This is a genomic window from Streptomyces violaceoruber, assembly GCF_033406955.1.
In the GTDB taxonomy this organism is placed as follows: Bacteria; Actinomycetota; Actinomycetes; order Streptomycetales; family Streptomycetaceae; genus Streptomyces; species Streptomyces violaceoruber.
Genome location: NZ_CP137734.1, coordinates 1633044 through 1658085, shown reverse-complemented (window position 1 = coordinate 1658085; position 25042 = coordinate 1633044). Strand labels below are relative to the sequence as shown.

At 71.9% G+C, this 25042-nt stretch carries 16 protein-coding genes and 1 pseudogene; 7 read left to right on the top strand and 10 right to left on the bottom strand.

Annotated elements, in window-relative coordinates; all coding sequences use genetic code 11:
* Positions 1–397: 397 nt before the first annotated feature.
* Positions 398–535 (top strand): annotated as a pseudogene (locus R2E43_RS07265) (winged helix-turn-helix transcriptional regulator); the annotation flags it as partial.
* Between the two features lie 16 nt (positions 536–551).
* On the opposite strand, the gene R2E43_RS07260 reads toward R2E43_RS07265, so the two are convergent.
* The 3 genes from R2E43_RS07260 to R2E43_RS07250 are packed head-to-tail and all read right to left on the bottom strand — an operon-like array spanning position 552 to position 2339.
* Entirely contained in the window at positions 552–974 is a 423-nt protein-coding gene (locus R2E43_RS07260; protein WP_003972711.1) for an acyl-CoA thioesterase, read from the bottom strand.
* Positions 975–1030: 56 nt separating this feature from the next.
* Positions 1031–1681 carry a hypothetical protein gene (locus tag R2E43_RS07255; RefSeq protein ID WP_038534274.1) on the bottom strand — a complete coding sequence of 217 codons (651 nt, stop codon included), beginning with the start codon at positions 1679–1681 and terminating at the stop codon, positions 1031–1033.
* A 58-nt stretch (positions 1682–1739) separates the two neighbouring features.
* Entirely contained in the window at positions 1740–2339 is a 600-nt protein-coding gene (locus R2E43_RS07250; RefSeq protein WP_003972709.1) for a histidine phosphatase family protein, read from the bottom strand.
* Between the two features lie 189 nt (positions 2340–2528).
* On the opposite strand from R2E43_RS07250, the gene R2E43_RS07245 reads away from it, so the two are divergent.
* The 3 genes from R2E43_RS07245 to R2E43_RS07235 all read left to right on the top strand — a co-directional run bounded on the left by R2E43_RS07245 (position 2529) and on the right by R2E43_RS07235 (position 13555).
* Complete coding sequence (locus R2E43_RS07245) at positions 2529–6314, top strand: LamG domain-containing protein (protein WP_332056038.1); 3786 nt, start codon at positions 2529–2531, stop codon at positions 6312–6314.
* A 136-nt stretch (positions 6315–6450) separates the two neighbouring features.
* Positions 6451–13002 (top strand): RHS repeat domain-containing protein, encoded by a 6552-nt coding sequence (locus tag R2E43_RS07240; RefSeq protein ID WP_332056037.1) that lies wholly within the window; start codon positions 6451–6453, stop codon positions 13000–13002.
* 91 nt (positions 13003–13093) lie between these two features.
* Entirely contained in the window at positions 13094–13555 is a 462-nt protein-coding gene (locus tag R2E43_RS07235; protein ID WP_332056036.1) for a hypothetical protein, read from the top strand.
* A 10-nt stretch (positions 13556–13565) separates the two neighbouring features.
* Here R2E43_RS07235 and R2E43_RS07230 read toward each other — a convergent pair whose 3' ends face one another.
* On the bottom strand, positions 13566–14774 hold the full coding sequence (locus R2E43_RS07230) for a pyridoxal phosphate-dependent aminotransferase (protein ID WP_093457275.1): 1209 nt from the start codon (positions 14772–14774) through the stop codon (positions 13566–13568).
* A gap of 87 nt (positions 14775–14861) precedes the next feature.
* Here R2E43_RS07230 and R2E43_RS07225 point away from each other — a divergent pair, with 87 nt between their 5' ends.
* On the top strand, positions 14862–15512 hold the full coding sequence (locus R2E43_RS07225) for a winged helix-turn-helix transcriptional regulator (RefSeq protein ID WP_332056035.1): 651 nt from the start codon (positions 14862–14864) through the stop codon (positions 15510–15512).
* Positions 15513–15565: 53 nt separating this feature from the next.
* On the opposite strand, the gene R2E43_RS07220 is transcribed toward R2E43_RS07225, so the two are convergent.
* The 3 genes from R2E43_RS07220 to R2E43_RS07210 form a co-directional block, all read right to left on the bottom strand.
* Positions 15566–16381 carry a hypothetical protein gene (locus R2E43_RS07220; protein ID WP_003972703.1) on the bottom strand — a complete coding sequence of 272 codons (816 nt, stop codon included), beginning with the start codon at positions 16379–16381 and terminating at the stop codon, positions 15566–15568.
* On the bottom strand, positions 16381–17646 hold the full coding sequence (locus R2E43_RS07215; protein ID WP_332056034.1) for a vWA domain-containing protein: 1266 nt from the start codon (positions 17644–17646) through the stop codon (positions 16381–16383). The genes R2E43_RS07220 and R2E43_RS07215 overlap by 1 nt, the downstream gene beginning before the upstream one ends.
* Positions 17647–17708: 62 nt before the next feature.
* Positions 17709–19235, bottom strand: a complete 1527-nt coding sequence (locus tag R2E43_RS07210; protein WP_319230116.1) for an IucA/IucC family protein — start codon at positions 19233–19235, stop codon at positions 17709–17711.
* A gap of 139 nt (positions 19236–19374) precedes the next feature.
* On the opposite strand from R2E43_RS07210, the gene R2E43_RS07205 reads away from it, so the two are divergent.
* Both R2E43_RS07205 and R2E43_RS07200 read left to right on the top strand, forming a co-directional pair.
* A complete protein-coding gene (locus tag R2E43_RS07205) occupies positions 19375–20928 on the top strand; it encodes an IucA/IucC family protein (RefSeq protein ID WP_319126959.1) in 1554 nt (517 codons plus the stop codon).
* Between the two features lie 66 nt (positions 20929–20994).
* Positions 20995–21609: a TOPRIM nucleotidyl transferase/hydrolase domain-containing protein gene (locus R2E43_RS07200; RefSeq protein WP_210984296.1), complete on the top strand. Its 615-nt coding sequence runs from the start codon at positions 20995–20997 to the stop codon at positions 21607–21609.
* Between the two features lie 7 nt (positions 21610–21616).
* On the opposite strand, the gene R2E43_RS07195 is transcribed toward R2E43_RS07200, so the two are convergent.
* Genes R2E43_RS07195 through R2E43_RS07185 form a run of 3 tightly spaced genes read right to left on the bottom strand, consistent with a single transcriptional unit; the run spans position 21617 to position 24834 of the window.
* Positions 21617–22498, bottom strand: coding sequence for a carbohydrate ABC transporter permease (locus R2E43_RS07195; RefSeq protein ID WP_319126958.1), 882 nt, complete (start codon positions 22496–22498; stop codon positions 21617–21619).
* Positions 22495–23469, bottom strand: a complete 975-nt coding sequence (locus R2E43_RS07190) for a carbohydrate ABC transporter permease (protein WP_011030753.1) — start codon at positions 23467–23469, stop codon at positions 22495–22497. Before R2E43_RS07190 ends, R2E43_RS07195 begins: the two co-directional genes overlap by 4 nt.
* A 42-nt stretch (positions 23470–23511) precedes the next feature.
* Positions 23512–24834 carry an ABC transporter substrate-binding protein gene (locus tag R2E43_RS07185; protein ID WP_003972696.1) on the bottom strand — a complete coding sequence of 441 codons (1323 nt, stop codon included), beginning with the start codon at positions 24832–24834 and terminating at the stop codon, positions 23512–23514.
* Between the last annotated feature and the right edge of the window lie 208 nt (positions 24835–25042).

Genomic DNA, 25042 nt, shown 5'->3' with positions numbered 1-25042 from the left:
CGGCGTCCCGTGCGGTCTGACCGCCGGACGCGTCCCGGGCGGCACGCCGTGTGCGGGCATGCCGCCCGGGACGAAGCGTGTGCGCGTGCCGCCCGGGACGAAGCGTGTGCGCGTGCCGCCCGGGACGAAGCGTGTGCGCGTGCCGCCCGGGACGAAGCGTGTGCGCGTGCCGCCCGGGACGAAGCGTGCGGGCGTGCCGCCCGGGACGAGATGTCCCGCCCCGGTCGACCGCGGGCCCCCGCGCGACGCCGCAGCACGACCGCCGCCAGGCCCAGGGCGCCCGTCGCGACCACGGCCGCCACCCGGAACGCCAGTTGGCAGCCCTCGGCCGTGGCCGTCACGGCCGCCACCCCCTCGTCGAGCAGTCCGCCGGTGCGGGCCGCCGCCCGCGCCGACAACGCTGACGCCCGTGGCCCGGGAACTGCACGCGTCGCTGTAGCAGCTGACGGACTGGGCCGAGCGCAACCGGCTGTACGTCGCCGGGGCCCGCGCGGCCTACGACATCGAGCACGACCCGGAGCTGACGGACGCCTGACGCGGCCCCGCCCCGCCTACAGTCCGAACAGGCCCGGCTCCGCCGCCAGTTCCTTGAAACGCTGCCGCGGGTCCGGCACCAGCCTGCGCTCGCCCAGGTCCATCAGCCCGCCGACGGCCTCGATCTCGGCGGCGACCGTGCCGTCCGCCTTGGTGACGAGCTGCCGGATCCGGAAGGTCTTGCCCGTACCCCACTCGAAGGCACAGGTCACCGTGACCTCGTCACCGGCGAGCAGTTCCCGCTGGAACCGGATGGTCGTCTCCAGGGCCACCGGACCGACCCCGCGGGCGACCAGGTCCGCCTGCCGGATCCCGGCCGCCTGGAGCAGCGACCAGCGGGCGTGCTCGGCGTAGTTCAGGTACACCGACTGGTTCAGGTGGCCCTGGGTGTCGGTCTCGTACCCGCGGACGGTCACCGGTACGGAAAACGGCTCGCTCACCGCTGCTGCCTCTCTTCGCACATCTACGGACGGGTCCCGATCCTGACATGCGGGCCTCACACCTTCCGCGGGGAGGCCAGCAGATAGCGGGCCCGGGTGCGCGCCTCGGTGTGCTCCCCGACCTGCCAGCCGGCCCGCTCCAGCGTCGCCGCACAGGCCCGCAGCGCGCCGCCGTCCGGCTCGTACACGGCGACGGCCTCCGGCTGCGGCGTCGCCCGCACCCGGTACCCGTCGCCGCCGCCCGGCCCGGCCGGACGGTGCCCGGCCGCCTCCAGGGCCAGCGCGGCGGCCCGCACGAGATGCGACCGCTCCCACGCGCACGGCCGGTCCGTGCTCCCGTCGGGATGCGTCATCCGGCGCAGCTCCAGGAGCCCCTGCCAGGCGCCGCGCACCTCCCGCAGCCGAGCGGGTCCCGGGTCGCCCGGGGCGGCCTCCTCCCCGCCGACCCGCGCGGCGAACACACCCCCGGTGTCCGGTGCGGCGGGCGCCTCGGACGGCACCGCCACCGCCTCCGGACCGTCCGCCGCCTCCCGTATCCGGTGCCCGGCCGGGGTCAGGAAGTGGTCGTGCGGCGGGCGCGGATGCCGGAAGGCGAGCCCCCGCTTCACCAGCGCCGCAAGCTGCGCCGGCGTACCCCGCAACCGCCCGGTGACGGGATCGGCGGCGTCGATGATCCGCCGCTGCGCGGCGGTGGGGGACAGGGCCACGGCGCGGCCCCCCTTCTCTCGTCTTCTCTCGTCGGCTCACCGGTGACGCCTTCGAAGACTACGACGGGGGTCTGACATTCCAGGCGGCGATCACCGGCCGCCCATGCTCCGTGCCCAGCCGGCACAGCGTGCCCGTGCCCAGCTGGAACAGCGCCCCGTGCGAGGGCGGAAGGCCCAGGTGCCGGGCGGTCAGCACGCGCAGGAAGTGCCCGTGCGCCACCAGCACCACGCACCCCTCGGTGTTGGCGAACGCGGCATCCACCGTGGCCAGCACCCGGTCGGCCCGCTCACCCACCTGCTCGGGCGTCTCCCCGGGGTGGTCCGGCGGTCCGGGCGTCACCCCGTCCGTGAACAGGAACCAGTCCGGCCGGCTCCGGTGGATCTCGACGGTGGTGATCCCCTCGTAGCCGCCGTAGTCCCACTCGTGCAGGTCCGGTTCGATGCGCACATCGTGCAGCCCGATCAGCTCGGCCGTCTCCCGCGCCCGCTGGAAGGGGCTGACGAACGCCGCCCCGATCCGGTGGGACCGGATCAACGGCACCAGACTCCGCGCCTGTTCCCGCCCCTTCTCGGTCAGCGGGACGTCCGTCAGCCCGGTGTGCCGGCCCGAACGCGACCACTCGGTCTCACCGTGCCGGACCAGAAACAGATCACCCATGGACCTCCGCCTTTCCACCGTACTCATCAGCACGGTGTCACATGGGAGAGCGTTCCCCGTACATCAGGCGGCGTCATTTTGTCCCCATGGCATATGTGTTGGGCATCTGTGTGATCACGAACACGCTTGTCGTGGGCGACGCGCCGCTATTTACTGACGCGGACATTGTGAAGATTGCATGAGAAATCCATGGGGGATGCGCGAGTGCGCTGGTACAACCTGGCCGGGGGCACCCGGCACAGACGGGCTGTCAGTCCGATCCGACTGACGGCCGGAATCACCTCGGCGGCCCTGGTGGCCTCCCTGTCGGCGTTCACCGTGCCCGCCGTCGCGGCCCCCGCGGACCGGGCGGTGACGACCTCGGCCTCCTCGGACGCCGTGATCGACCACGCCACGGCCGCCCGGCGCGCCGCGGCCAGTGGGGAGCAGGTGGAGGTCACCGGTGAGCGCACCGAGTACACCACCACCACGGCCAACCCGGACGGCACCTTCACCCTGGTGCAGTCCGCGGTACCGCAGCGGGCCGAGGGCGACGACGGCACCTGGCATGCCGTGGACGCCACGCTGGAGCGCAGGCCGGACGGCACCGTAGGCCCCCGGGCCGCCGTGGTCGACCTGTCCTTCTCCGGCGGCGGAGACGGCTCGGGCCTGATCCGCCTGGCCAACGACGAGGGCAGCCTGCACCTCGACTGGCCCGGCCGGCTGCCGGAGCCCCGGCTGGAGGGCGCCAAGGCCGTCTACCCCGAGGTGCTCGACGGCGTCGACCTGGAGCTGACCGCCACCGCCGAGGGATACCGCGAGGTCCTCGTCGTCAAGACCGCCCAGGCCGCCGCCGATCCGGCCCTGGAGCAGATCGAGCTGACCGCCTCCACCACCGACCTGCGGCTGATGCCGGGCGCGGGCGGTGGTGTGCGCGCCGTCGACACCGACGGCAACACCGTCTTCAAGGGCCCGGCCGGCCAGATGTGGGACTCCGCCGGCCAGGACGGCCGTCCCGCCGCCGACGGCGTGCGCACCCAGCTCGCCACCGCCGCCGGCACGGGCGGCGAGGTCCCCGACCCGGTCGAGGAGGGCACCCAGCCCGGCGCCGGGGACGCCAGCGCCGTCATGCCCGTCCAGGTCGACGGCGACAGCGTCACCGTCGCGCCGGACCTCGGCCTGCTGCGCGGCAAGGACACCGTCTACCCCGTCTACATCGACCCCTCGGTCGGCCTCGGCGTGTCCGAGCGCACCGTGCTGTCGTCCGACGGCGACAAGTTCTGGCAGTTCAACGGCGACTACGGTGTCGGCCGGTGCAGCGTGTCGGGCCCGTACTACTGCGGCAGCAACTACACGAACCGCATGTACTTCGAGTTCTCGCCGTCCAAGCTCGCCGGCAAGTACGTCCTCGACGCCACCTTCCGCGCCTACGAGACGTGGTCGTTCAGCTGCTCCGCCAAGTGGGTGGACCTGGAGCGCACCAACAACATCTCGGAGGGCACCCGGTGGCCCGGCCCGACCCAGCTGGACCAGATGGGCGACCGGTACGTCTCCGCCGGACGCGGCAGCCAGTGCAGCCCGGACCAGCCCGACCAGTGGATCGAGTTCAACGACAACCCGGACGAGACCGACGAGAACCTCGCCTCCACGGTGCGCAAGTTCGCCGACGGCAAGATCAGCCGGCTCACGCTGATGCTGCGCGCCAAGGACGAGTCCGACCCCGAGGCGTGGAAGCGGTTCGACGACAACGCCGAACTGAAGGTGACCTACGCCTTCAAGCCCGGCGTGCCCACCAGCGTCGGCGTCATCCCGGGCGACGGCACCACCGCCTACTGCCGTACCTCCTCCTCCGACCCGCTGATCGTCACCCGGATCGACCCCATGGTGCAGTCCCGGGTGCAGACCCAGGTCGAGCACCACCTGGGTGACGAGGAGGGCTCCCTCCAGGCCGAGTTCGTCGTCGAGCGCGGCGACGACGCGGCCTGGCACCAGGTGTGGTCCGGCTACCGGCCCTCCTCCGGCTGGGACCCGGACGAGACACTGGAGAAGATGCGCACCTCCAACCGGGCCGACGGCGGTCTGTACCGGCTGCGCTCACGCACCCAGTCCCACTGGTCGTACAGCGGCAAGTCCGGCGACCTGTTCTCCTCGTACTCCTCGTGGTGCTACTTCAAGATCGACTCGACGGCCCCCAAGGCCCCGGTCATCACCTCGCTCTCGCCCTACACCCAGTGCACCGCCGACCTGTGCGAGGGCAAGGGCGGTCCGGGGACGGCCGGTTCCTTCACCTTCCAGCCCAACGCCGCCGACACCGACATCACCGGCTACCGCTGGCGGCTGCTGACCACCTCGGCCAAGGAGGCCAAGGCGGTCACCGGCAAGTCGGTCACCGTCTCCGACGTGACACCGTCGCTGTCGGGTACGCAGGTGCTGTCCGTGGAGGCCAAGGACGTCCGCAGCCGCTGGGGCGCCCCGGCGGAGTTCAGCTTCAAGGTCGCCCCCGCGGCCGGCGCCACGGGCACCTGGCACTTCGACGACGCCCTGCCCGGATCGGGTGTGACGATCGCCAAGGACACCGCCGCCGAGGGCACCCGGCACGACGCCACCCTCTACACCGCGGGCGCCGGCTGGTCCACGCTGGCCCGGCGCGGCGACGCCGACAACTCGCTGTGGCTCAACGACGGTTCGGACACGACGCAGCGGGCCGGCTACGCCGCGACATCGGCCCCGGCCGTGAACACGAGGGACTCCTTCACCGTCTCGGCGTGGGCCTATCTGACCGACACCTCCCAGACCCGGGTGGTGATGGCGGCCCCCGGCACCTATGGTTCGGCGTTCACGCTGTACTACTCGGCCTCGTACAAGAAGTGGGTCTTCAACCGGACCGCCGGCGACGTCAAGGACAAGCCGGTCTACCTCCGGTCGCTCGGTGACGCCACCGCCCCGCCGTTGAAGGTGTGGACCCACCTGGCCGCGGTGTTCGACACGAAGAAGGACACGAACAAGGCGAACGACACCATCCAGCTGTTCGTCAACGGGCGCCCGCAGGGTGAACCCGTCGTACTCGACGGCGTGTCGACCGCCTATCAGCCGTGGGTCTCCTCCGGCGGGCTGCAGATCGGCCGCTCCCTGGTCGGCGGTACCTGGGGCGAGCACTTCCGCGGCCGCCTCGACGAGGTGAACGTGTGGCAGCGCGTGCTGACTCCGGACGAGATCACCCAGCAGGCGCAACTCCTCGAGGAGGGCGTGCCGGCCAACGAGCTCGTCGCGCAGTGGGACGCCGCCTCGTCCACCGGCACCACGGTCAAGGAGCTCTCCTCCTACCCCGCCCCGAGCCTGACGCTGTCGGCCGCCGGGGCGGTGCTGGACGAGGAGAACAACGCCCTCGTCCTGGACGGATCGGCGGGCTACGCCTCCGCGACCGGCCCGGTCGTCGACGAGACGGGTTCCTTCACGGTCTCCGCCCGCGTCCAGTTGGACTCGGCCAAGCTCGCCTCGAAGCCGGTCGGTTATGAGGCACTGGTGGCCGGGCAGCAGGCAAGCGCCGGTGAGTCCTCCTGGGCACTGTGGGCGGTGAAGCCCGCCGACGGCGTCTACCAGTGGAAGTTCACCCGCACCGACGTCGGCGCCGACGGCAAGGTGACCCAGTCCGCCGAGGCGCCGGGCGGCGACATCGCCGAGACCGACACCTGGGTGCAGGTCACCGGCGTCTTCGACGCCCAGGAGCCCTGGGAGTGGACGGACCCGGCCGACTCGGCGAAGACGGAGACCCGCTACGGCAGACTCCACCTCTACGTCGGCGAGTTCGACCAGCCGTCGGAGACCGCGTCCGGGTTCACCACCCCCCAGTACGGCGCCGGTGCCCTGGCCGTGGGCCGCGGCAGCCGGGGCGGCACCACCGGGCACCACCTGCCCGGCGCCCTGGAGGAACTGCGGGTGTGGACCGGCGCGATGAGCGCCGACCAGGTCCGGTCGCAGGTCCTCGGCGGCGTCTGAACGACGCCCTCCCCCCCTCTGAACCGGTCCGGGGCGCGGTCACCCGTGCCCCGGACCGGCCCGCTGCGTCCGTCGTGGACCGGCGTCCGCCTTGGCGCCGCGTCCCTTCGACGTGCCTTCTCGGACAAGGAATCCCATGAGACACCACCCCCTGGGGGTCCCCGGCGCGGGGACCGGACCAGGCCCCCACCGGCGCCGGGCGGTACGCCCCTGGATGCGCCGTGTGAGCGCGGTCGTCGGCATCGCCCTGCTGCCCGGCCTGCTCGCCCCCGCCGCCACCGCCGACGACGTGGACCCGCTCGGCCGGCCCGAGCTGTCCACGCCGCGCGCCCAGCACGTGGCGCCGTTCAAGGCGAGGCCGGACGCCCGGACCGCGGCCGTCGTACGCGACTCCGCCCGCGCCGACCAGTCGGCGGCCGGCCGTGCCGTCAAGGACCGGTCCCGCGGCACCAGTTGGCCCACCGCCGGCTCGGCCCGGCTGACCGCGTCCGGGGGCGCGGCCGACGAGGCCGCCCCCGGTCGGCTGCCCGTCACCCTTGCCCCGCCGGCGGCGAAGAAGGCCAAGCGCGCCGACCGCGTCAAGGTCGATGTCCTCGACCAGAAGGCCGCCCGCCGCCTCGGCGTCAAGGGCGTCGTCCTGAAGGTCACCGGCCCCGCCGACGGCGGCGCGGCCCGCCTCGGCATCGACTACTCGGCGTTCGCCGCCGCCTACGGCGGCGACTGGGCCGGCCGCCTCCAGGTGCTGCGCCTGCCCGACTGCACCACCGCCTGCCCGCCCGCGACGCCGGTGAAGTTCACCAACGAGCGGGGCGACGAGCGGCTCACCGCCGATCTCGCCTTCGCCCCGAAGGCGGCTTCCGGGCAGACCATGACTCTCGCCCTGGCGGCCGGCACCGCCTCCGCCGACGGCGACTACAAGGCGACACCGCTCGCGCCGTCCTCGACCTGGGAAGCCGGCGGCAGCTCCGGCTCGTTCACCTGGTCCTACCCGCTGAAGGCGCCCGAGCCGGCCGCCGGCGAGGCCCCGAAGCTGGAGATCTCCTACGACTCCGGCAGCGTCGACGGCCGCACCTCCACCAGCAACAACCAGGGCACCGAGGTCGGCGAGGGCTTCGACATCACCTCGTCCTTCATCGAGCGCAAGTACGGCTCGTGCACCGACGACGGGCACGCGGACCGGCACGACCTGTGCTGGAAGTACGACAACGCCTCCCTGGTCCTCAACGGCAAGGCCACCGAGCTGGTCAAGGACGACACCACCGGGCAGTGGCGGCTGAAGAACGACGACGCCTCCAAGGTCACCCACTCCACCGGCGCGGACAACGGCGACGACAACGGCGAGTACTGGACCGTCACCACGGGCGACGGCACCCGCTTCGTGTTCGGACAGAACAAGCTCGACGGCGCCGCCGCCGACGTCCGCACCAAGTCGGTGTGGACCGTGCCGGTCTTCGGCGACGACGAGGGCGAGCCCGGTTACGCCGACGGAACCGGCTTCACCTCGCGCGACGAGAAGCAGGCGTGGCGGTGGAACCTCGACTACGCCGAGGACACCCACGGCAACGCCACGACCTACTGGTACGAGGACGAGACCAACAACTACGACAAGCTCGGTGACGACGACACCGGCACGTCGTACGTCCGCGGCGGCTACCTCAAGGAGATCCGCTACGGACAGCGGGCCGGCGCCCTCTTCTCCGGCACACCCCAGGCCTCGCACAGAATCGTCCTCGGCCACGACGAGCGCTGCCTGGCCTCCGGCACCGGCTGCGACGCGCTCACCGAGGACACCCGGGACAACTGGCCCGACGTGCCCTTCGACCGGATCTGCAAGGACGGCGACAAGTGCCCGTACCTGGACAGCCCGTCGTTCTTCACCCGCAAGATGCTGACCTCGGTCAGCACCTACGCGTGGGACGCCGCGGCGGCCACCCCCGCCTTCTCGCCGGTCGACACCTGGACCCTCGAGCACCTCTACCTCGACCCGGGCGACACCGGTGACTCCACCGACCAGTCGCTGTGGCTGGACGAGATCAAGCACACCGGCAAGCGGGGGACCGACCTCTCCCTGGACGCGGTGAAGTTCTCCCACGTCTTCATGCCGAACCGGGTGGACGGCCCCAGCGACGACATCCTCTCCTTCGAGCGGCCCCGCCTGCGGACCGTCGTCTCCGAGACCGGGGCGCAGACGATCGTCGACTACCTGCCCGCGGACTGCGTGGCGGGGCAGACCATGCCCAAGGCGGACGAGAACACCAAGCGCTGCTTCCCGGTGTACTGGTCGCCCTACGGCCAGGAGGAGCCGATCCTCGACTGGTTCCAGAAGTACCCCGTCAGCTCCGTGCGCACCACCGACCCGCTGGGCGGCTCCGAGGCCGTGCAGCACACCTACGAGTACTCCGGCGGCGGAGCCTGGCACTACAACGACGACCCGCTGACCCCCGCCAAGGAACGCACCTGGTCCCAGTGGCGCGGCTACGGCAAGGTCACCCACTACACCGGGCCGTCCGGCGGCACCCGGGCCAAGACCGTCACCGTGTACCTGCGCGGCATGGACGGTGACCGGGTCCTCGGCGGCGACGGCAAGACGCCCGACCCGGACCGGCGCCGGAAGGCGGAGGTCTCCGGCGTCACCGCCGCGGCCGTCACCGACTCCGACCAGCTGGCCGGCTTCCAGCGCGAGAGCGTCGCGTACGACGGCGACAAGGAGGTGTCCGGCACCGTCAACGACCCCTGGTCCAAGCGGACGGCGACCCAGCACAAGTCGTACGCCGACACCGAGGCGTACTACGTGCGTGTGGGCGCCTCGCACGCCCGCACCCGCATCACCAGCCGGCTCAACCCCTACGACCGGGTGCGCACCACCAGGACGGGCTACGACGACTACGGCATGCCCGTGTCGGTGGAGGACCTCGGCGACGACTCCGTCACGGGTGACGAGAAGTGCACCCGCACCTGGTACGCGCGCAACGACGCCGCGGGGCTGACCGCGCTGGTCTCCCGGACCCGCATCGTCGGCCGGGCCTGCTCGGTCACCGACTCCGCCCTCGACCTGCCGGCGGACGCCGCACGCCCCGGCGACGTCGTCTCCGACAAGGCCACCGCCTACGACACGACCACCTGGTCGGCGACGCAGAAGCCCACCAAGGGCGACGCCCGCTGGTCCGGCCGCGCCAAGGGCTACGGCGGCGACGACCGCCCGCTGTGGCAGACGACGGCCGTCACCGACTACGACACGCTGGGCCGCCCGGTCCAGGTGAGGAACACCGACGACGTCATCACCTCCAAGACCGAGTACCAGCCGCCCGCGGCCGGTCCGCTGACCTCGACCACGGTCGTCAACGCCAAGGGGCACCGGACCACCACGGTCAAGGACTTCGCGCTGGGCGCGGACCTGAAGGTCACCGACGCCAACGGGAAGGTGACCGAGTCCGCCTACGACAGCCTGGGCCGCGTCACCTCCGTGTGGCTGCCGAACCGCTCCCGCGCGCTCGGCAAGACCGCCAACTACGTCTACGGCTACAGCGTCAAGTCCACGTCCCTGCCGTGGGTCTCCAGCGCCACCCTGAACGGCGACGGCTCCGGCTACCGCACCACCTACGAGATCTACGACTCGCTGCTGCGCACCCGACAGGTGCAGGCGCCCTCGGCGCAGGGCGGCCGGGTCATCGCACAGACCCTCTACGACGGTCGTGGCCTGCCGGTCACCGCACAGGCGGACATCTGGGACGACACCGCGGCCCCGGCCGGCAAGATCGTGCAGATCGACGGCGGCCAGGCGCCCCGGCAGACCGACAGCGTCTACGACGGCATGGGCCGCGTCACCAAGGCGGTCACCAAGAGCTACGGCGTGACCGAGTGGGCCGTCGACACCGCCTACCGGGGCGACCTGGTCCTCACCGGCGCCCCGGAGGGCGGCTCGGCCAACGCGGTGGTCACCGACGCGTTCGGACGGACCGTCGAGCGCCGTGACTACGCGGGCACCCAGCCGGCCGGCACGGACTACATGACCACCCGGTACGCCTTCGACGCCGCCGACCGGCAGAAGTCGATCACCGCGCACGACCGGTCCGCGTGGACCTACACGTACGACCTCTTCGGCCGCCAGGTGTCCGTCACCGACCCCGACAAGGGCACGACGGTCACCGAGTACGACGCGCTCGACCGGGCGGTGAAGTCCACCGACGGCCGCGGCGAGGTGCTGCTGTTCGAGTACGACGTGCTCGGCCGCAAGACGGGCATGTGGCAGTCGGCCAAGACCGGCGCGAACAAGCTGGCGGCCTGGTCCTTCGACACCCTCGCCAAGGGCCAGCAGGACACGGCCGTGCGCTACGAGGGCGGCGAGACCGGCAGGGCCTACACCCAGAAGGTCACCCGCTACGACCCCCTGTACAAGGTCACCAACAACGAACTCACCCTCCCCGCGAACGACCCCCTGGTCGCGGCCGGCGTGCCCGCCAGGCTGGCCTTCTCCACGGGCTACAACCTCGACGGCACCGTCAAGCAGGCGGCCGCGCCCGCGGTGGCCGGCCTGTCCGCCGAGACCGTGTCCTACACCTACGACGGGCTCGGCCAGGTCCTGACCGCCAAGGGCACCACCGGCTACCTCCAGCAGGCGGCCTACTCGCCGCTGGGCGACCTGCGCCAGATGACGCTCGCCACCGACCCGACCGGGGCGAAGAAGGTCTACCTCAACAACGACTACGAGGCCGGCACCCGCCGCCTCACCCGGTCGTACGTCACCGACGACGTCCACGGCTTCATGCTCCAGGAGCTGAAGTACCAGCAGGACGACGCCGGCAACATCACCTCCGTCTCCGACGCCACCACGCTGGGCGGCACCGGCAAGGCGGACCACCAGTGCTTCACCTACGACGGCCACCGCCGGCTGAGCGAGGCCTGGACGCCCGAGACCGCCGACTGCTCCACGTCCGGCCGCACCGTCGCGGGCCTCGGCGGGGCGGCGCCGTACTGGACCAGCTACCAGTACGACGACTCCGGGCTGCGCTCGAAGCAGACCGAGCACCGCATGTCGGGCGACGACGTCACCACCGAGTACGAGTACGGCACGGCTGAGGGTCAGCCGCACGCCCTGTCCGCCACGGTGACCGGCGCCGAGAACGCGTCGTACACCTATGACGAGACCGGCAACACCGAGACCCGGCCCGGGGTCCGGGCCACCCAGACCTTGGACTGGAACGCCGAGGGCAGACTCGCCGGCGTGAGCGAGCCCGCCGCGGGCGGCAAGCCGGCCACCGGCACCGCCTACGTCTACGACGCCGGTGGCGACCTGCTCATCCGCCGCCCCACCACCACGGACGGCGAGACCGTGCTGTACCTGGGCACCACCGAGGTCCACCTCAAGGTGAGCGGCAACGGCGCGGCCAAGGCGCTGTCCGGCGCCCGCACCTACAAGGCGGGCTCGGCCGTCATCGCCGTCCGCACCTCCACCGCGGGCGTCTCCGGCACGAAGCTCACCTTCCTTGCCGGCGACCACCACGGCACCTCGGGGCTGGCGATCAACGCCGACACGCTGGCCTTCGCCAAGCGCTGGTCGACGCCGTTCGGCGCTCCGCGCGGCACGGCCTCCGGCGCCTGGCCCGACGACAAGGGCTTCCTGGGCAAGCCGGCCGACGCCGCGACCGGCCTCACCCAGCTCGGCGCCCGCCAGTACGACCCGGACACCGGGCGGTTCCTGAGCGTCGACCCGCTGCTCGAACCGGACAAGCCGAACACTCTCAACGGCTACGCCTACGCCAGCAACAGCCCGGTCACCAACTCCGACCCGAGCGGCACCAGTGACGGTCTCGGCGGTCTCCTCGGTGCCATCGGGGCGATCATCGGCGGTGTCGTGGGCGCGGTGATCGGCGCGGTCGGTGCCGCGATCATGGCCGTCGGCTCGCTCGGCGGTGGTGGCGGCGGTGGCTGGGGCGGCACGGCGCCCACCTCGTCCGGCGGCTGGACACAGCCGCTGACCAAGCAGTGGACGCCGGGGGCGACCTACAACTTCATCACCAAGTCGTGGGACCTGCCCTTCAACCCGCCCTCCCAGAGCCTGGAGGAGATGCTGGCGTCGATGCCCGACTGGGGCATAGTCAGCGACCCCAAGGCCGCCAACCGCTGGGAGACCTCGCGCTCCCTGTTCTTCGGCTGGCTGTGGGGCGGTGGCTACCCGCTGCGCGAGCACCAGGACTTCCGCGGAGGCGACGCCTTCACGTCCATCCTGGCGCAGGACGAGACCATCTCCGGCCTGCGGTCGAAGATGGTCGGCCAAGCCCGCAAGGGCACGAAGGGCGCCTTCGCCAAGGAGGTCGGCTTCCAGTACGTGGACGAGGGTCCCGAGCCCGGCAGCCCCTGGTACAAGTTCAACTCGCTGCGCGGTGCGGCGAAGGACATCGCCGGTGTGCTGACGAACGGCGCCGTGGGCACCGGCAACCAGGCCGACGCCTTCCTGGGCACGTACAGCGGCAAGGCCAGGATCAGCTCGATCAACAAGAAGGAGGGTTCGGTCACGCTCAAGTTCAGCGCCTGGAACGGCTCCGACTGGCGGTCCGCGACCCACGTCGTTCCCCGTTCGTGGAACCCCGCGTTCGAGGACACCTTCGGGGCGGCGGTCCGGGAGGACTTCTCGTGGGAGGAGAAGTGGCCCATCAACGAGTGCGTGAACTACTCGGAGTGGCTGGAGTAGCACTACCGCGTCCGTGACAGACGCCCGGTGGTCCGGGGCGGCCCGCCGCCCCGGACCACCGCCGTATCCTGCACCCTTCTAGGATTCCTCCGTGCTCAAGACACCCTTCGCACCCGCCGTCCGCTGGACGGCCGCCGTGCTGATCACCCTGTTGGCGGCCACGGCGTGCGACGACACCGGCGCTCGGGCCGCGACGGTCCCCGCCGACCGCGTCACCGGCGCCTGGCAGGCCGGCGGCGGCACGGCCCTCACCCTGTCCGCCGACCGCACCTTCACCGCGTCCGGGCTCGACTCGGGCAAGCTTGCCGGCACCGGCTGCCCCGGTGGGGACACCGGCGGCGACTGGGCCTTCTTCGCCGACGACGGCGACGGCCTGTACATGACCTCGCCGCGGGCCCGGTCGGGATCGGAGATCGGCCTGTCCTTCGCCGAGCAGTCCGACCAGCCCTGCCGGCTCACGCTGACGGTCGTCGACGACGGAGACACCCTGTGCGCCACGTCGGACCCGGAGACCCCCTGCGACCTGGGCGTCCGCTTCACCCGGAAGGACTGAGGTCCGGCCGCTACTGCCGGTAGCCGCTCAGGAAGCGCCCGATGCGCCCGATCGCGGCCTCCAGGTCCTCCGCGTGCGGCAGGGTCAGGATGCGGAAGTGGTCGGGGGAGGGCCAGTTGAAGCCCGTCCCCTGCACCACCTGGATCTTCTCCCGCAGCAGCAGGTCCAGGACGAAGCGCTCGTCGTCGTGGATCTTGTGGACGGCCGGGTCGATGCGCGGGAAGGCGTACAGCGCGCCCTTGGGCTTGACGCAGGAGATGCCGGGGATCTCGTTGAGCTTCTCCCAGGCGACGTCCCGCTGCTCGTGCAGCCGTCCGCCGGGGGCCGTCAGCTCGCGGATGGACTGGCGGCCGCCGAGCGCGGCCTGGATGGCGTACTGGGCGGGCGCGTTGGCGCACAGGCGCATGGAGGCCAGCATGGTCAGGCCCTCCAGGTAGTCCTTCGCGTGCTGCTTCGGCCCCGTCACCACCAGCCAGCCGGAGCGGAAACCCGCCACCCGGTACGTCTTGGACAGGCCGCAGAAGGTCAGCACCACCAGGTCGGGGGCGAGGGACGCGGCCGAGTGGTGCACGGCGTCGTCGTACAGGATCTGGTCGTAGATCTCGTCGGCGAGGACCATCAGGCCGTGCCGGCGGGCGAGGTCGAGGATGCCCTCGACGATCTCCTTGGGGTAGACGGCGCCGGTGGGGTTGTTGGGGTTGATGATGACGACCGCCTTGGTGCGGTCGGTGATCTTCGCCTCCATGTCGGCCAGGTCGGGGTACCACTCGGCCTGCTCGTCGCAGAGGTAGTGCACCGCCTTGCCGCCCGCGAGGGTGGTCACCGCCGTCCAGAGGGGGAAGTCGGGGGCGGGGATCAGGACCTCGTCGCCGTCCTCAAGGAGGGCCTGCACGGCCATGGAGATCAGCTCCGAGACGCCGTTGCCCAGGAAGACGTCGTCCACGTCCACCTCCAGGCCGAGCGCCTGGTAGCGCTGGGCGACGGCCCGGCGGGCGGAGAGGATGCCGCGCGAGTCCGTGTAGCCGTGCGCCCGCGGCAGCATGCGGATCATGTCCTGGACGATCTCCTCGGGCGCCTCGAACCCGAAGAGCGCGGGGTTGCCGGTGTTCAGGCGCAGCACGCTGTGCCCCGCCTCCTCCAGCGCGTTGGCGTGCTCGATGACCGGGCCGCGGATCTCGTAACAGACCTCGCTGAGCTTGTTCGACTGCCGGAACTCCATGCGCGGCTTCCCCTCCGGAATCTGGTGTTGCTTGGTTTTACCAAGTAGTCGCTTGGAAAGTCCAACAACTTGTCTACACTGCGTCGCATGTCACCTCGCCGTAGCTACGACCAGTACTGTTCCGCCGCCCGCGCGCTCGACGCCGTCGGCGACCGCTGGACCCTGCTGATCGTCCGGGAGCTGCTCGCCGGGCCGCGGCGCTACACCGACCTGCACGCCGACCTGCCCGGCGTCAGCACGGACGTACTCGCCTCGCGGCTCAGGGACATGGAGCGCGAGGGGCTGACGACCAGGCGCCGGCTGCCCCCGCCGGGTGCGGCGTACGTCTACGAACTCACCGCACGGGGACGCGGCCTGCTGCCCGTCCTGGAGGCGCTCGGCGCATGGGGGGCGGGCGACTTGGGGGAGCGGCGGCCGACCGACGCCGTACGCGCGCACTGGTTCGCCCTGCCCCTGCTGCGGGCCCTGCGGGAGGCCGGGGCGGGGGAGGGGCTGGTCGAAGTCCGGCTGGAGGAGGGGGACTTCCATCTGTACGCCGACGCCCGCGCCGAGGGGGAGGACGGTCCCGTGTACGGCGAGGGGCCCGCACCGGGCGAGCCCGACGCCCGGCTCGTGCTGGACGCCGTGACGTGCGCGGCCCTCGGCCGCGGTGAGACGGGTCTGCGGGAGGCGGTGCGGGACGGCCGGGTCCAGGTGACCGGCGACGGCACGGTGGCCAAGGCGCTGCGGGAGGGGTGAACAGGAGGGGACAACGACAGGAGGCCCGCCGGAGCGGGCCTCCTGAGGACGCGTCAGGCGCCCGGCGGCACCCGGGTCGGACGTCCCGAACCACGGGTCAGCGCGTAACCGCCGATGCCGGCGAGGGCGGCCAGGACGGCCCCGATCCCGCTCCACACCCAGCGGTCCGACCACCAGCCCGACGACCAGCCGTCCTCCGGCTCGATCGCGGACAGCACGGCGCCGCGGTCGTCCTCGTCGTCCTCGGAAGCGCTGCCGGTGCCCGACGTCACCGCGATGCCCGGCACCAGCGGCTCGGCCAGCGAACCGTCCACCGCCGCGGCCCCGCCGATGTCCTTGGAGTCCGCCCGCACCTCGGCGGAGACCGGTACACCGAGGTCGGAGGTGGGCACGTTCACCGCCGTGAGCCGGACGTAATAGGTGCCCGGGAGAGGGTCGTTGGCCCACGGCTCGGTCCAGGCGCGCACGGTGCGCAGGACGCAGGCCAGCTCGACGGAGGAGGTGCCCGCGTCCGCGGTGCGGGCCTGCGCGCCCCACTGGCAGGCCTGGCGGCGGCGCAGGCCGTCGTACACGTCGACCCGCCAGGTCTGGGCGGCGTGCGTCTCGGGCAGCTTCACCGTGGCCTTGACGGTGGGCCGCTGCCCGGCGTCGGCCGGGAACGACCAGTACAGGTAGTCGCCCGCGGCCCCGCTCGCCGTGGCCGCCTGCCCCTGCTCGAACTCGGTCGCCGTACGGAAGGACGTGCCCGCCGTGGTCGGCGCGTCACCGTCCCCCGAAGGGCTCGCGGAGGGCGAGGAGTCGGCCGCCGCGGGAGCCGCGGCCAGGCCGAGCAGCACTACGGCCGCGCTCAACGCTCGGGTGAATCGCATCAGTTGGTCCTCCAGATCGCGAACCGCCAGCGCGAGAGCCAGCCCCACAGCAGACCGGCGACGAAGCCGACCAGCACCAGCAGGCCGAGCAGCCACCAGCCGCGCCCGAGGCCGAAGGCGGCCACGTCGTCGGAGTCGCCCGGGCCGTCCACGACGTCGACGGTCAGCTCCAGCGGCAGACCCGGCGTGGTCTTCACGCCGTTGGCCACGGAGAAGGAGTTGGTCACCTGGAGGCACACGGCCTCGGCCGGGGCGTCGTCCTCGTCGCTCTTTGCCTTCGGGTAGCGCAGCCCCGTCGAGAGCACGTCGGTGCGGCCGTTGCCCGCCGCCTCACCGCGCACGATCTCCCGGCCGTGCACGGTCACCGCGCGCAGCAGCACCCCGTAGGACGGGTTCACGGCGCGGTCGGCGCCCACGCTCACGGAGGCGCGCAGTTCCTGGCCGGGCTCCACGTCCACCCGGTACCAGCGCTGCTGCCCGAACTCCTCGCGGTCGGTGTACAGCCCCGACTTCAGCGTCGGCGCCTTCGCGCACGCGTCCGCGCCCTCGGTGGCCACCGGCGTCACCACCGGGTCGGCCGCCCGGTCCACCAACTGGTTCACCTTGTCGGTCAGTTCGTCGGTGTGCTCGACCGAGGTGTACGTGCCGCCGGTCGCCTCGGCGATGCAGCTGAGCTGCTGCCGCATCTTGGTGTTCGGGACCAGTCCCAGCGTGTCGATGGTCAGCCCGATGCCCTTGGCGGCGATCTCGCGGGCCACCTCGCACGGGTCCAGCGGGGCGCAGGTGTCCTCGCCGTCGCTGATCAGCACGATCCGCTTGGAGCCGTCGCCGCCGTCGAGGTCGTCGGCCGCCTTCAGCAGCGCGGGCCCGATCGGCGTCCAGCCGGTCGGCGACAGGGTCGCCACCGCCGTCTTCGCCTCGGTGCGGTCCAGCGGGCCGACCGGGTAGAGCTGCGCGGTGTCCTTGCAGCCGGTCTTGCGGTCGTCGCCCGGATAGTCCGCACCGAGCGTCCGGATGCCCAGCCGCACCTCTTCCGGCGTCGCGTCGAGCACCTCGTTGAACGCCTGCTTCGCCGCCGCCATGCGCGTACCGCCGTCGATGTCCCGCGTCCGCATCGAACCGCTGACGTCGAGCACGAGGTCGACCTTCGGCGCGTCCTCACCCGTGGGTTCACCGGCGCTCGCCCCGGCCGGGAACGCCATCCCGGCCGCCAGCGCGGCGAGCAGGGCACAGGCACCCGCCGCCAGCCGTGTTCTTGTGATCATCGGCGGATCCTATTGATCAGTGGTGCCGCGCTCCAAAACGAGACCGCGCCGAGGCCCCGGCTTCACCTCCACCGCAGTGGATTGGGCAGCTCCGTCCACAGATCGCCCGCGATCCCCGGCGAAGTCCGCATCACCGTCAGCGCCTTGACCGGCAGCGGCTCCTCGCACAGGGCCACGACGTCCTCGGTGCGGGGCAGTTCGGGCACCGCCGCTGCCAGGGCCGCCCGCAGGGCCGGACCCGAACCGGCCGTGGCCGCCAGCGCGCCTCCCACCAGCGAGCCGAACAACTTCCGGCGCAGTGCGAGCGGTTCGTCGGTCCGTACCCGGGCGGGCAGGCCGTGGGCCGCGATGCCGTGCCGGGCCAGGCGGGCCGGGGAGACGCGGATGTCGGCCAGGTCGCGGTAGACCAGGCGCAGCGGGTCGCCCGCCGCGGACAGCACGACCAGGAGGTTCTGGCCGTGCGCCTCCAGGGCCACGCCCAGCTCCAGCGCGCGCAGCCCGACGGTGAGCGCCAGACGGGCGAAGGCGGCGAGCCACGCGGCGGAACGCGGCAGTCCGGTGGTCGCCAGCGCGGCCACCGGAACGACGTGCTCGCCGCCCGAGGCGTACACCTCGGGCGCTTCGCGCAGTACGGCGGCCAGGTCGGGGGAGTGGGCGGTGGCCGCGCCCAGCGTGCGGGTCACGTGGAGCAGGCCGTCCAGACGCGCCGCCAACCGCTCCCCGAACGACGACAGATCGGCCGACGCGGCGATCGAGGCGACCGAGATGTCCCGCACCGAGGACGTCAGCCGGGCACTCAGCGCGGTCTTGACGTGCACCGAGCCGGGCACGGCGAGGGTCCGCAGGGACATCAGCGGATGCGCGGCGGGCCCGGTCGCGTACGACTGCTTGAGCACGTGCGCGGCCTGCCACGGATGCACCGGGACCAGCACCCGCGCCCCGTCCCGCAGCTCCCCGGGCCACACCCCCGTCACCAGGCACTCCGCCGCCGGGACCGGCACGAGCCCCAGCTCCACCACCGGCCCGTGCTCGGGCCCGTAGGCGAGCTGCTCCGCCACCGAGAAGCCGGGCCGCGCACGGCAACCGGGGTGGTACGGGTGCCCGTCGACCACCCGCCGCTCCCAGCCCCAGCCGCTGTCCGGCCACTCGTCCGGGTGATTCCCGGGCGCCCCCTCCCGGGCCGCCCGGGGCTGTGCCGCACGCGACAGCGCCAAGGACGCCGCACTGTGCCCGAGTTCGGCGGCGAAGGAGGCCGAGTGCGGTACGGCCAGGTCGGTCAGCAGCCGCTCCGGGTCGTCGTACGCGACCTCGTCCAGCCGTACCACCGGGACATACGCGTCCGTGCGGTACGGGTCGGCGCTCGGACCGCTCAGCCGGCGGCCGTCCCGCAGGCGCAGGACGAGCCCGTCGCCGGACCGCTCCCGGCCCTCGATCCACGGCAGCGGTTCGAAGGCGAGGGCACGCCACAGTCGTGACAGCACGGCCGCGCGGGCCCCTGGCCGCTCGGCCGCGAACCGGGCGGCCAGAGCGGGACGGACGGCCGCCAGCTCCTCGGCGACCTCGGCCGCCGCACTGGGGGGACGATGCACGGGCAGGCTCCTCGGGTACGGGTCGGAGTACGGGTACGAGTACGAGTACGACGTCACGGCGGAGGACCGACGACTGTCATGACGAGAGACATACTGATCGTCTCCGTCCTCTCCGCCATGGACCGACCGTAGGGAACGAGTGGAACGCGTGGATCTCCTGCCCCCGCCCACCGGCGCCGACGCCCCCCTCCCGGACGGCGCCGCCGCCCAGGACGACGTGGCGCGCCGCGCCGACGCCCACGCGGCCGTACCGCTGCTGAACTGCCTGCTGCGCGAGGTGGCCGAACCGCTGCCGGGCCCCGGCGCCCGCCCCGTGTACCGGCTGCCCGGCGGCAGACTGCTGCGGGTGCGCCCGGGACGGCGGCCCGCCGAACCGGAGGTCCGCACGCAGGGCGGGTGGCACCGGGTCGACCACGCCGAACTGGTGAAGCTCGTCGCCGAGGCCCTGCGCCGGCACACCGGTGTGCCCAACCACGAACTGCCCACCGAGATGACCGACAGCCGCGACGCGATGGCCGCCCTGCTGACGGCACGCGCGCGTGCCACCCCGCCCGCCGACCCGTACCTCCGCTCCGAGCAGGCCCTGCTCACCGGCCACACCCACCATCCCGCCCCCAAGGCACGCGGCGGCGGCCCGCACGCCGGGTGGCTGCCGTACGCGCCCGAGGCACACGCCCGCTTCCCGCTGGCGCTGCTCGCCGTGCGCGAGGACACCGTCGTCGACGAGGGCGACACCGCCGCCCTGGACGCCCTCGGCAAGGCCCCGCCCGGCTACCGGCTGCTGCCCGCCCACCCCTGGCAGCTGGAGCTGACGGCACCGGCCCTCGCCCCCGCCTTCGCCGACGGCCGGCTCGTCCGGGTGGGCACGACCGGCTTCTTCGCCTGGCCGACGGCCGCGATCCGCACGGTGTACGCGCCCGAGTACCTGCCCGGACGGGACCTCTTCCTGAAGTTCAGCCTCGACGTGCGCGTCACCAACGACATCCGCCGCCTGTGGCGCCACGACCTGATGCGACTGCGCCGCACCGACACCGCGGTCACCGAGGCCTTCGCCTCCGTCGGACCCCCCGCCGCCTGGCTCGCCGACCGCGGCCACCGCACCGCGGACTTCGCCTTCGAGGAACTGGCCGTCGTCGTCCGCGACGGCCTGCGCGACCACCTCCTGCCCGGCGCGACCCCGCTCCTGGCCGCCGCCCTCGTGGAGGGCTTCCCCGGCAGCCCGCTGACCGCCACCGCGGACCCGGCGGCCTGGTGGGAGGCGTATCTCGCCGCCGTCGTGCCGCCCGTCCTGACCGCCTTCGCCGACGACGGCGTCGTCCTGGAGGGGCACCTGCAGAACACCCTGGTCGCCGTGGACGCGACCGGCATGCCGGTGCAGGCCCTGTTCCGGGACGCGGAGGGCGTCAAACTGCTGCCGGACACCCCCCGGGCGGCCGGCTGGGAGCGCCTGGTCTACTGCCTGGTCGTCAACCACCTGTACGAGATCGCCGCCGCCCTCGCCGAACACCACCCCGGCCTCGACCCCTGGCCCGCCGTCCGCCGTGAACTGGCCCGCCACGACCTCCCCGAGATCCCCGCGCTGCTCACCGCCCCCGCCCTCCCCGCCAAGACCAACCTGCTGCTGCGCTGGACCGGCGCGGACGGCGCCGACGCCCGCTACCGCCCCCTGGCCAACCCGCTGCGCGGGGTCTGAGCGGCGACCCTCCACGCGCCCGATAATCCCGTGCCGTACCGCTCCCCGGTGGTGCACACTCACCGCATGGCGGACATGGACGCGTTCCGGGACGAGATCGCCCGCTGGGCGGCGGGCGGCGCCGGGGACACGGCGGCGGAGCTGGCGGCAGGCCTCGGACTGCGGACGGCGGTGCTGCTGGAGGGCCCCAGCGACCTCGCCGCCGTCCAGGCCCTGGCCGCCCGCGAGGACCGCGACCTGACCGCCGAGGGCGTGGCCGTGGTGTCCATGGGCGGCGCGATGAGCGTCGGCCGCTACGCCGGCCTGCTCGGCCCGCCCGGCCTCGGACTGCGCCTGACCGGCCTCTGCGACGCCCGGGAGGAGCCCTTCTACGTCCGCGGCTGGCAGCGGGCGGGCGCCGCGCGCGACTTCCACGTCTGCGTCGCCGACCTGGAGGACGAGATGATCCGGGCGCTGGGCCCGGCGCGAGTCGAGGAGGTCATACGGTCCGAGGACGAACTCCGCCCCTGGCAGACCTTCCTGGCCCAGCCCGCCCAGCACGGCCGCCCCCGGGAACAGCAGCTGCGCCGCTTCCTCAGCACGAAGAAGGGCCGCAAGATCCGCTACGGCAGCCTCCTGGTGGAAGCCCTCGACGGCGGACGGCCACCGGCCCCGCTGGCGGATCTCCTCGCGGGGCTGTGACCGTCGGCTACTTCGTGGCCCCCTGGGCGAAGCCGTTGTAGATGTAGCGCTGGAGGAACAGGAAGATCACCAGCGTCGGCACGATGACGAGGACGGCCCCGGCGGAGATGTTCTCCCAGTGCGCCCCGAAGGGCCCCTTGAACCGGAAGAGGGCGGTCGACATGGTCCCGAGATCCTCGTCCGGCATGTAGAGGAACGGGATGTAGAAGTCGTTGTACGTCGTGATGCCCTTGATGATGACCACGGTCGCGACGGCCGGCTTCAGCAGCGGAAAGATGATCTTCCGGTAGATGGTGAAGGAGTTCGCGCCGTCGAGTCGCGCCGCCTCGTCGAGGGACCGGGGTATGCCGCGGATGAATTGCAGGAAGATGTAGATGGCCACGATGTCGGTGCCCATGTACAGCAGGATCGGCGCCCAGCGGGTGTTGAACAGCCCGAAGCCGTTGACGACCTGGAAGGTGGCGACCTGGGTCGTCACCGCCGGCACCAGCGTGGCGATCAGGAACAGCGCCATGACGAGCTTCTTGAGGCGGAAGTCGAAGCGGTCGATGGCGTACGCGGTCATCGAGCCGATGATCACGGTGCCGGTGATGGAGAACAGCAGGATGAAAGCGGTGTTGCCGAAGGCTTGCAGAAGGTGGCCGTCGCTGAAGGCGGTGGCGTAGTTGGAGAAGTTGAGCCAGTCGTCGGGCGGGGCCAGGGCGCCCTGGCCGTCGGAGACCTCCCCGTAGGACTTCAGCGAGGTCAGGAAGACCACGAGAAGCGGCAGCAGCACCACGGCGGACGCGACGACCAGCGACAGGTACGTCAGGGCGGTGCTGATGCGCGGACGGCCGCGCGGACGGCTGCGCGGCCGTTCCTGCGGGCGGACGGGGGCCGTGAGGGTCATACGAGGTCCACCTTCTCGTCGGGCACGAGGCGGCGCTGGATCCAGGTGATCAGCAGGATGATCGCCAGCAGCACCACCGCACAGGCCGAGGCCAGGCCGGTCTTGTTGAACTGGAAGGCGTACTTCACCGTCTGGATGACGAACGTCGAGGTCTCCGTCGCGCCGCCGGTCATGATGTACGGGATCTCGAAGACGGAGAGCGAGCCGGAGATCGCCAGGATGACGCTCAGGCTCAGCACCGGCCGGATGCTCGGCGCGATGATGTGCCGGAACTGCTTCCACCGGCCGGCGCCGTCCAGTTGGGCGGCCTCGTACAGCTCGCCGGGGATCGACTGGATCGCGCCGAGGAACAGCACGAAGTTCAGGCCGGTGAACCGCCACACGGACACCCCGGCCATGGAGGTGTTGGCCGACTCGGGACTGCCCAGCCAGGCGTGGTCGGTGCCGGCGCCGAACCAGGAAAGGACCGAGTCGAGGGTGCCGCCGTCCTGGAAGAAGTACAGGAAGACGAAGCCGATCGCGACGCCGTTGATCAGGTACGGGAAGAACAGGATGCCCTTGAACAGGTTCCTGAAGCGCAGGTCGAAGCTGAGGACGGCGGCGAAGTACAGGGCGATGACGATCTGCACGACGGACGCCGCCAGGTAGTAGAAGCTCACCGCGAACACCCGGAGCAGCTCGGGGCGGGTGAAGATCTCGGTGTAGTTCTCCGCGCCGACGTAGTCGCGGTCGGGGCTGACACCGTCCCAGTCGGTGAAGCTGTAGTAGATCATGTTGCCCACCGGCACGTACGTGAACGTGATCAGCAGGGCCAGCGGTGCCAGCAGGAACAGCCACGGGGTGAGCTTGCGCAGCGGCCGGCCGCGCCACGGGGAGCCGGCCCGTGCGCGATGCCGGGAGGGTCGTTTCCCGGTCCGCCCCGGCCCGGCGGCCGGGGCGGGTGGCGAAGCGGTGGAAGCGGTTCGGGTCATTGCGGAGCCAGGGCCTTTCGTCGTCCGCCGAGGGCGCCGGGGTCAGGAACCGACCGTCTGCCTGGCCGCTGACCAGCGCTTGTTCAGGTCGTCGAAGTAGCCCTCCAGGGACCCGTCCGTGACGCCGCGGGCGATGTCGATGAGCTTCTTGCGGTAGTCCGGCTTGTTGAGCCCGATCTCGGAGGCGTTGTCGATGGCGTTGACGTCGGCCGTCTTCGCCTCGGAACGCTCAATCATCTTGACATCGTTGTCAACGTAGTCCTGGAGTGTCTCCGGCATCCCCTCGGACTTCAGGGCGGAGACGGCGCCCTCCTCGGCCGCGTACCCGGACTTCTCGGTGAACCAGTCGATCCACGCCCGGGCGGCCTCCTTGTGGTCGGAGTGGATGTTGACCGCCTGCTGGTAGTCGGAGACCAGGGTGGCGCAGAACGTGCCGTTCTTCTGGGACGGCACCGGCATGAAGCCGATGTCGTCCGGGTTCTGCCCGGCCGCCTCGGCCGCGTCCCGCATCTGGTCGACCGCCCAGGAGCCGAGCATCATGCTCCCCACCCGGCCCTTGGCCAGGAGGGTCTTGGAACTCTCCCAGTTGGTGGTGGCCGGGTCCTTCTCCGAGAGCTTCTCGTGGACGATGTCGTAGAGCAGCGTGTCGAGGGTGTTGAGGTCGTTGCCCTCGGTCCAGGGTTCGTCCATGGCGGCCAGCTTGTCGGAGGCCTGGCTGTCGCAGCTGATCGAGCCGACGCCGTTGGTCCAGGGACTCTCCAGCGGCCAGCCGTCCTTGAAGTTGGTGTAGTACGGGGTCGCCCCGGTCTTCTCCTTGACGGCCTCGAGGTCGTCGAGGAACTGGCCGGTCGTCGTCGGCCAGTCGGTGATCCCGGCCTTCTTCCACAGTGCCTTGTTGTAGACGAGGCCGTTGGCGGTTCCGAAGGTGGCGATGCCGTAGGTCCTGCCGCCGACGTCCGTCTTGTCGGTGAAGCGGTACTTCGGCTCCATCGACGAGGTCTCGCCGAGCGGGGCGAAGAACTTCGGGTAGTCGCCCTTGGCGACCGCCGACGGGATCAGCAGGACGTCGCCGTAGTCCTCCGTGTTCATCCGGATCTTCACCTCCCCCTCGTAGTCGGTGAGGCCCTCGAACTCGACCTTCACGTCGGGGTAGGTCTTGTTGAACTCGGCGGCGTACTTCTTCATCGTCCCGTCCTCGACCAGGTCGGTGCGATTGGTCAGCACGGTGATGTCCCCCGAGACGCCGTCCGGGTTGACCGGCGCGGCGGCGGTCTCGCCGGCGTCCGCGCCGCCTCCTGCGCCGCACCCCGCGACGGTCAGCATCGTGGTGGCGAGCAGTGCGACGCTCAGCGTCCTCTTCCCCATGTGCCCAGCTCCTTTCCAAGGATCACGGCTCGGGCTCCGGTGTGGTGACGGCGACTATGTCAGCCGCTCGTTAACCGGTAAAGCTCGTGCATCTCTCGCGATATCCAATCGTTACCTCTGGTGGTGCAGGGGACTTGGCCGAACCGTGTTTCGGAGGGGTGGGTATCGGTGCTCTCGTCAGGTAGTCAGGACTAGACCGGTTCACTTC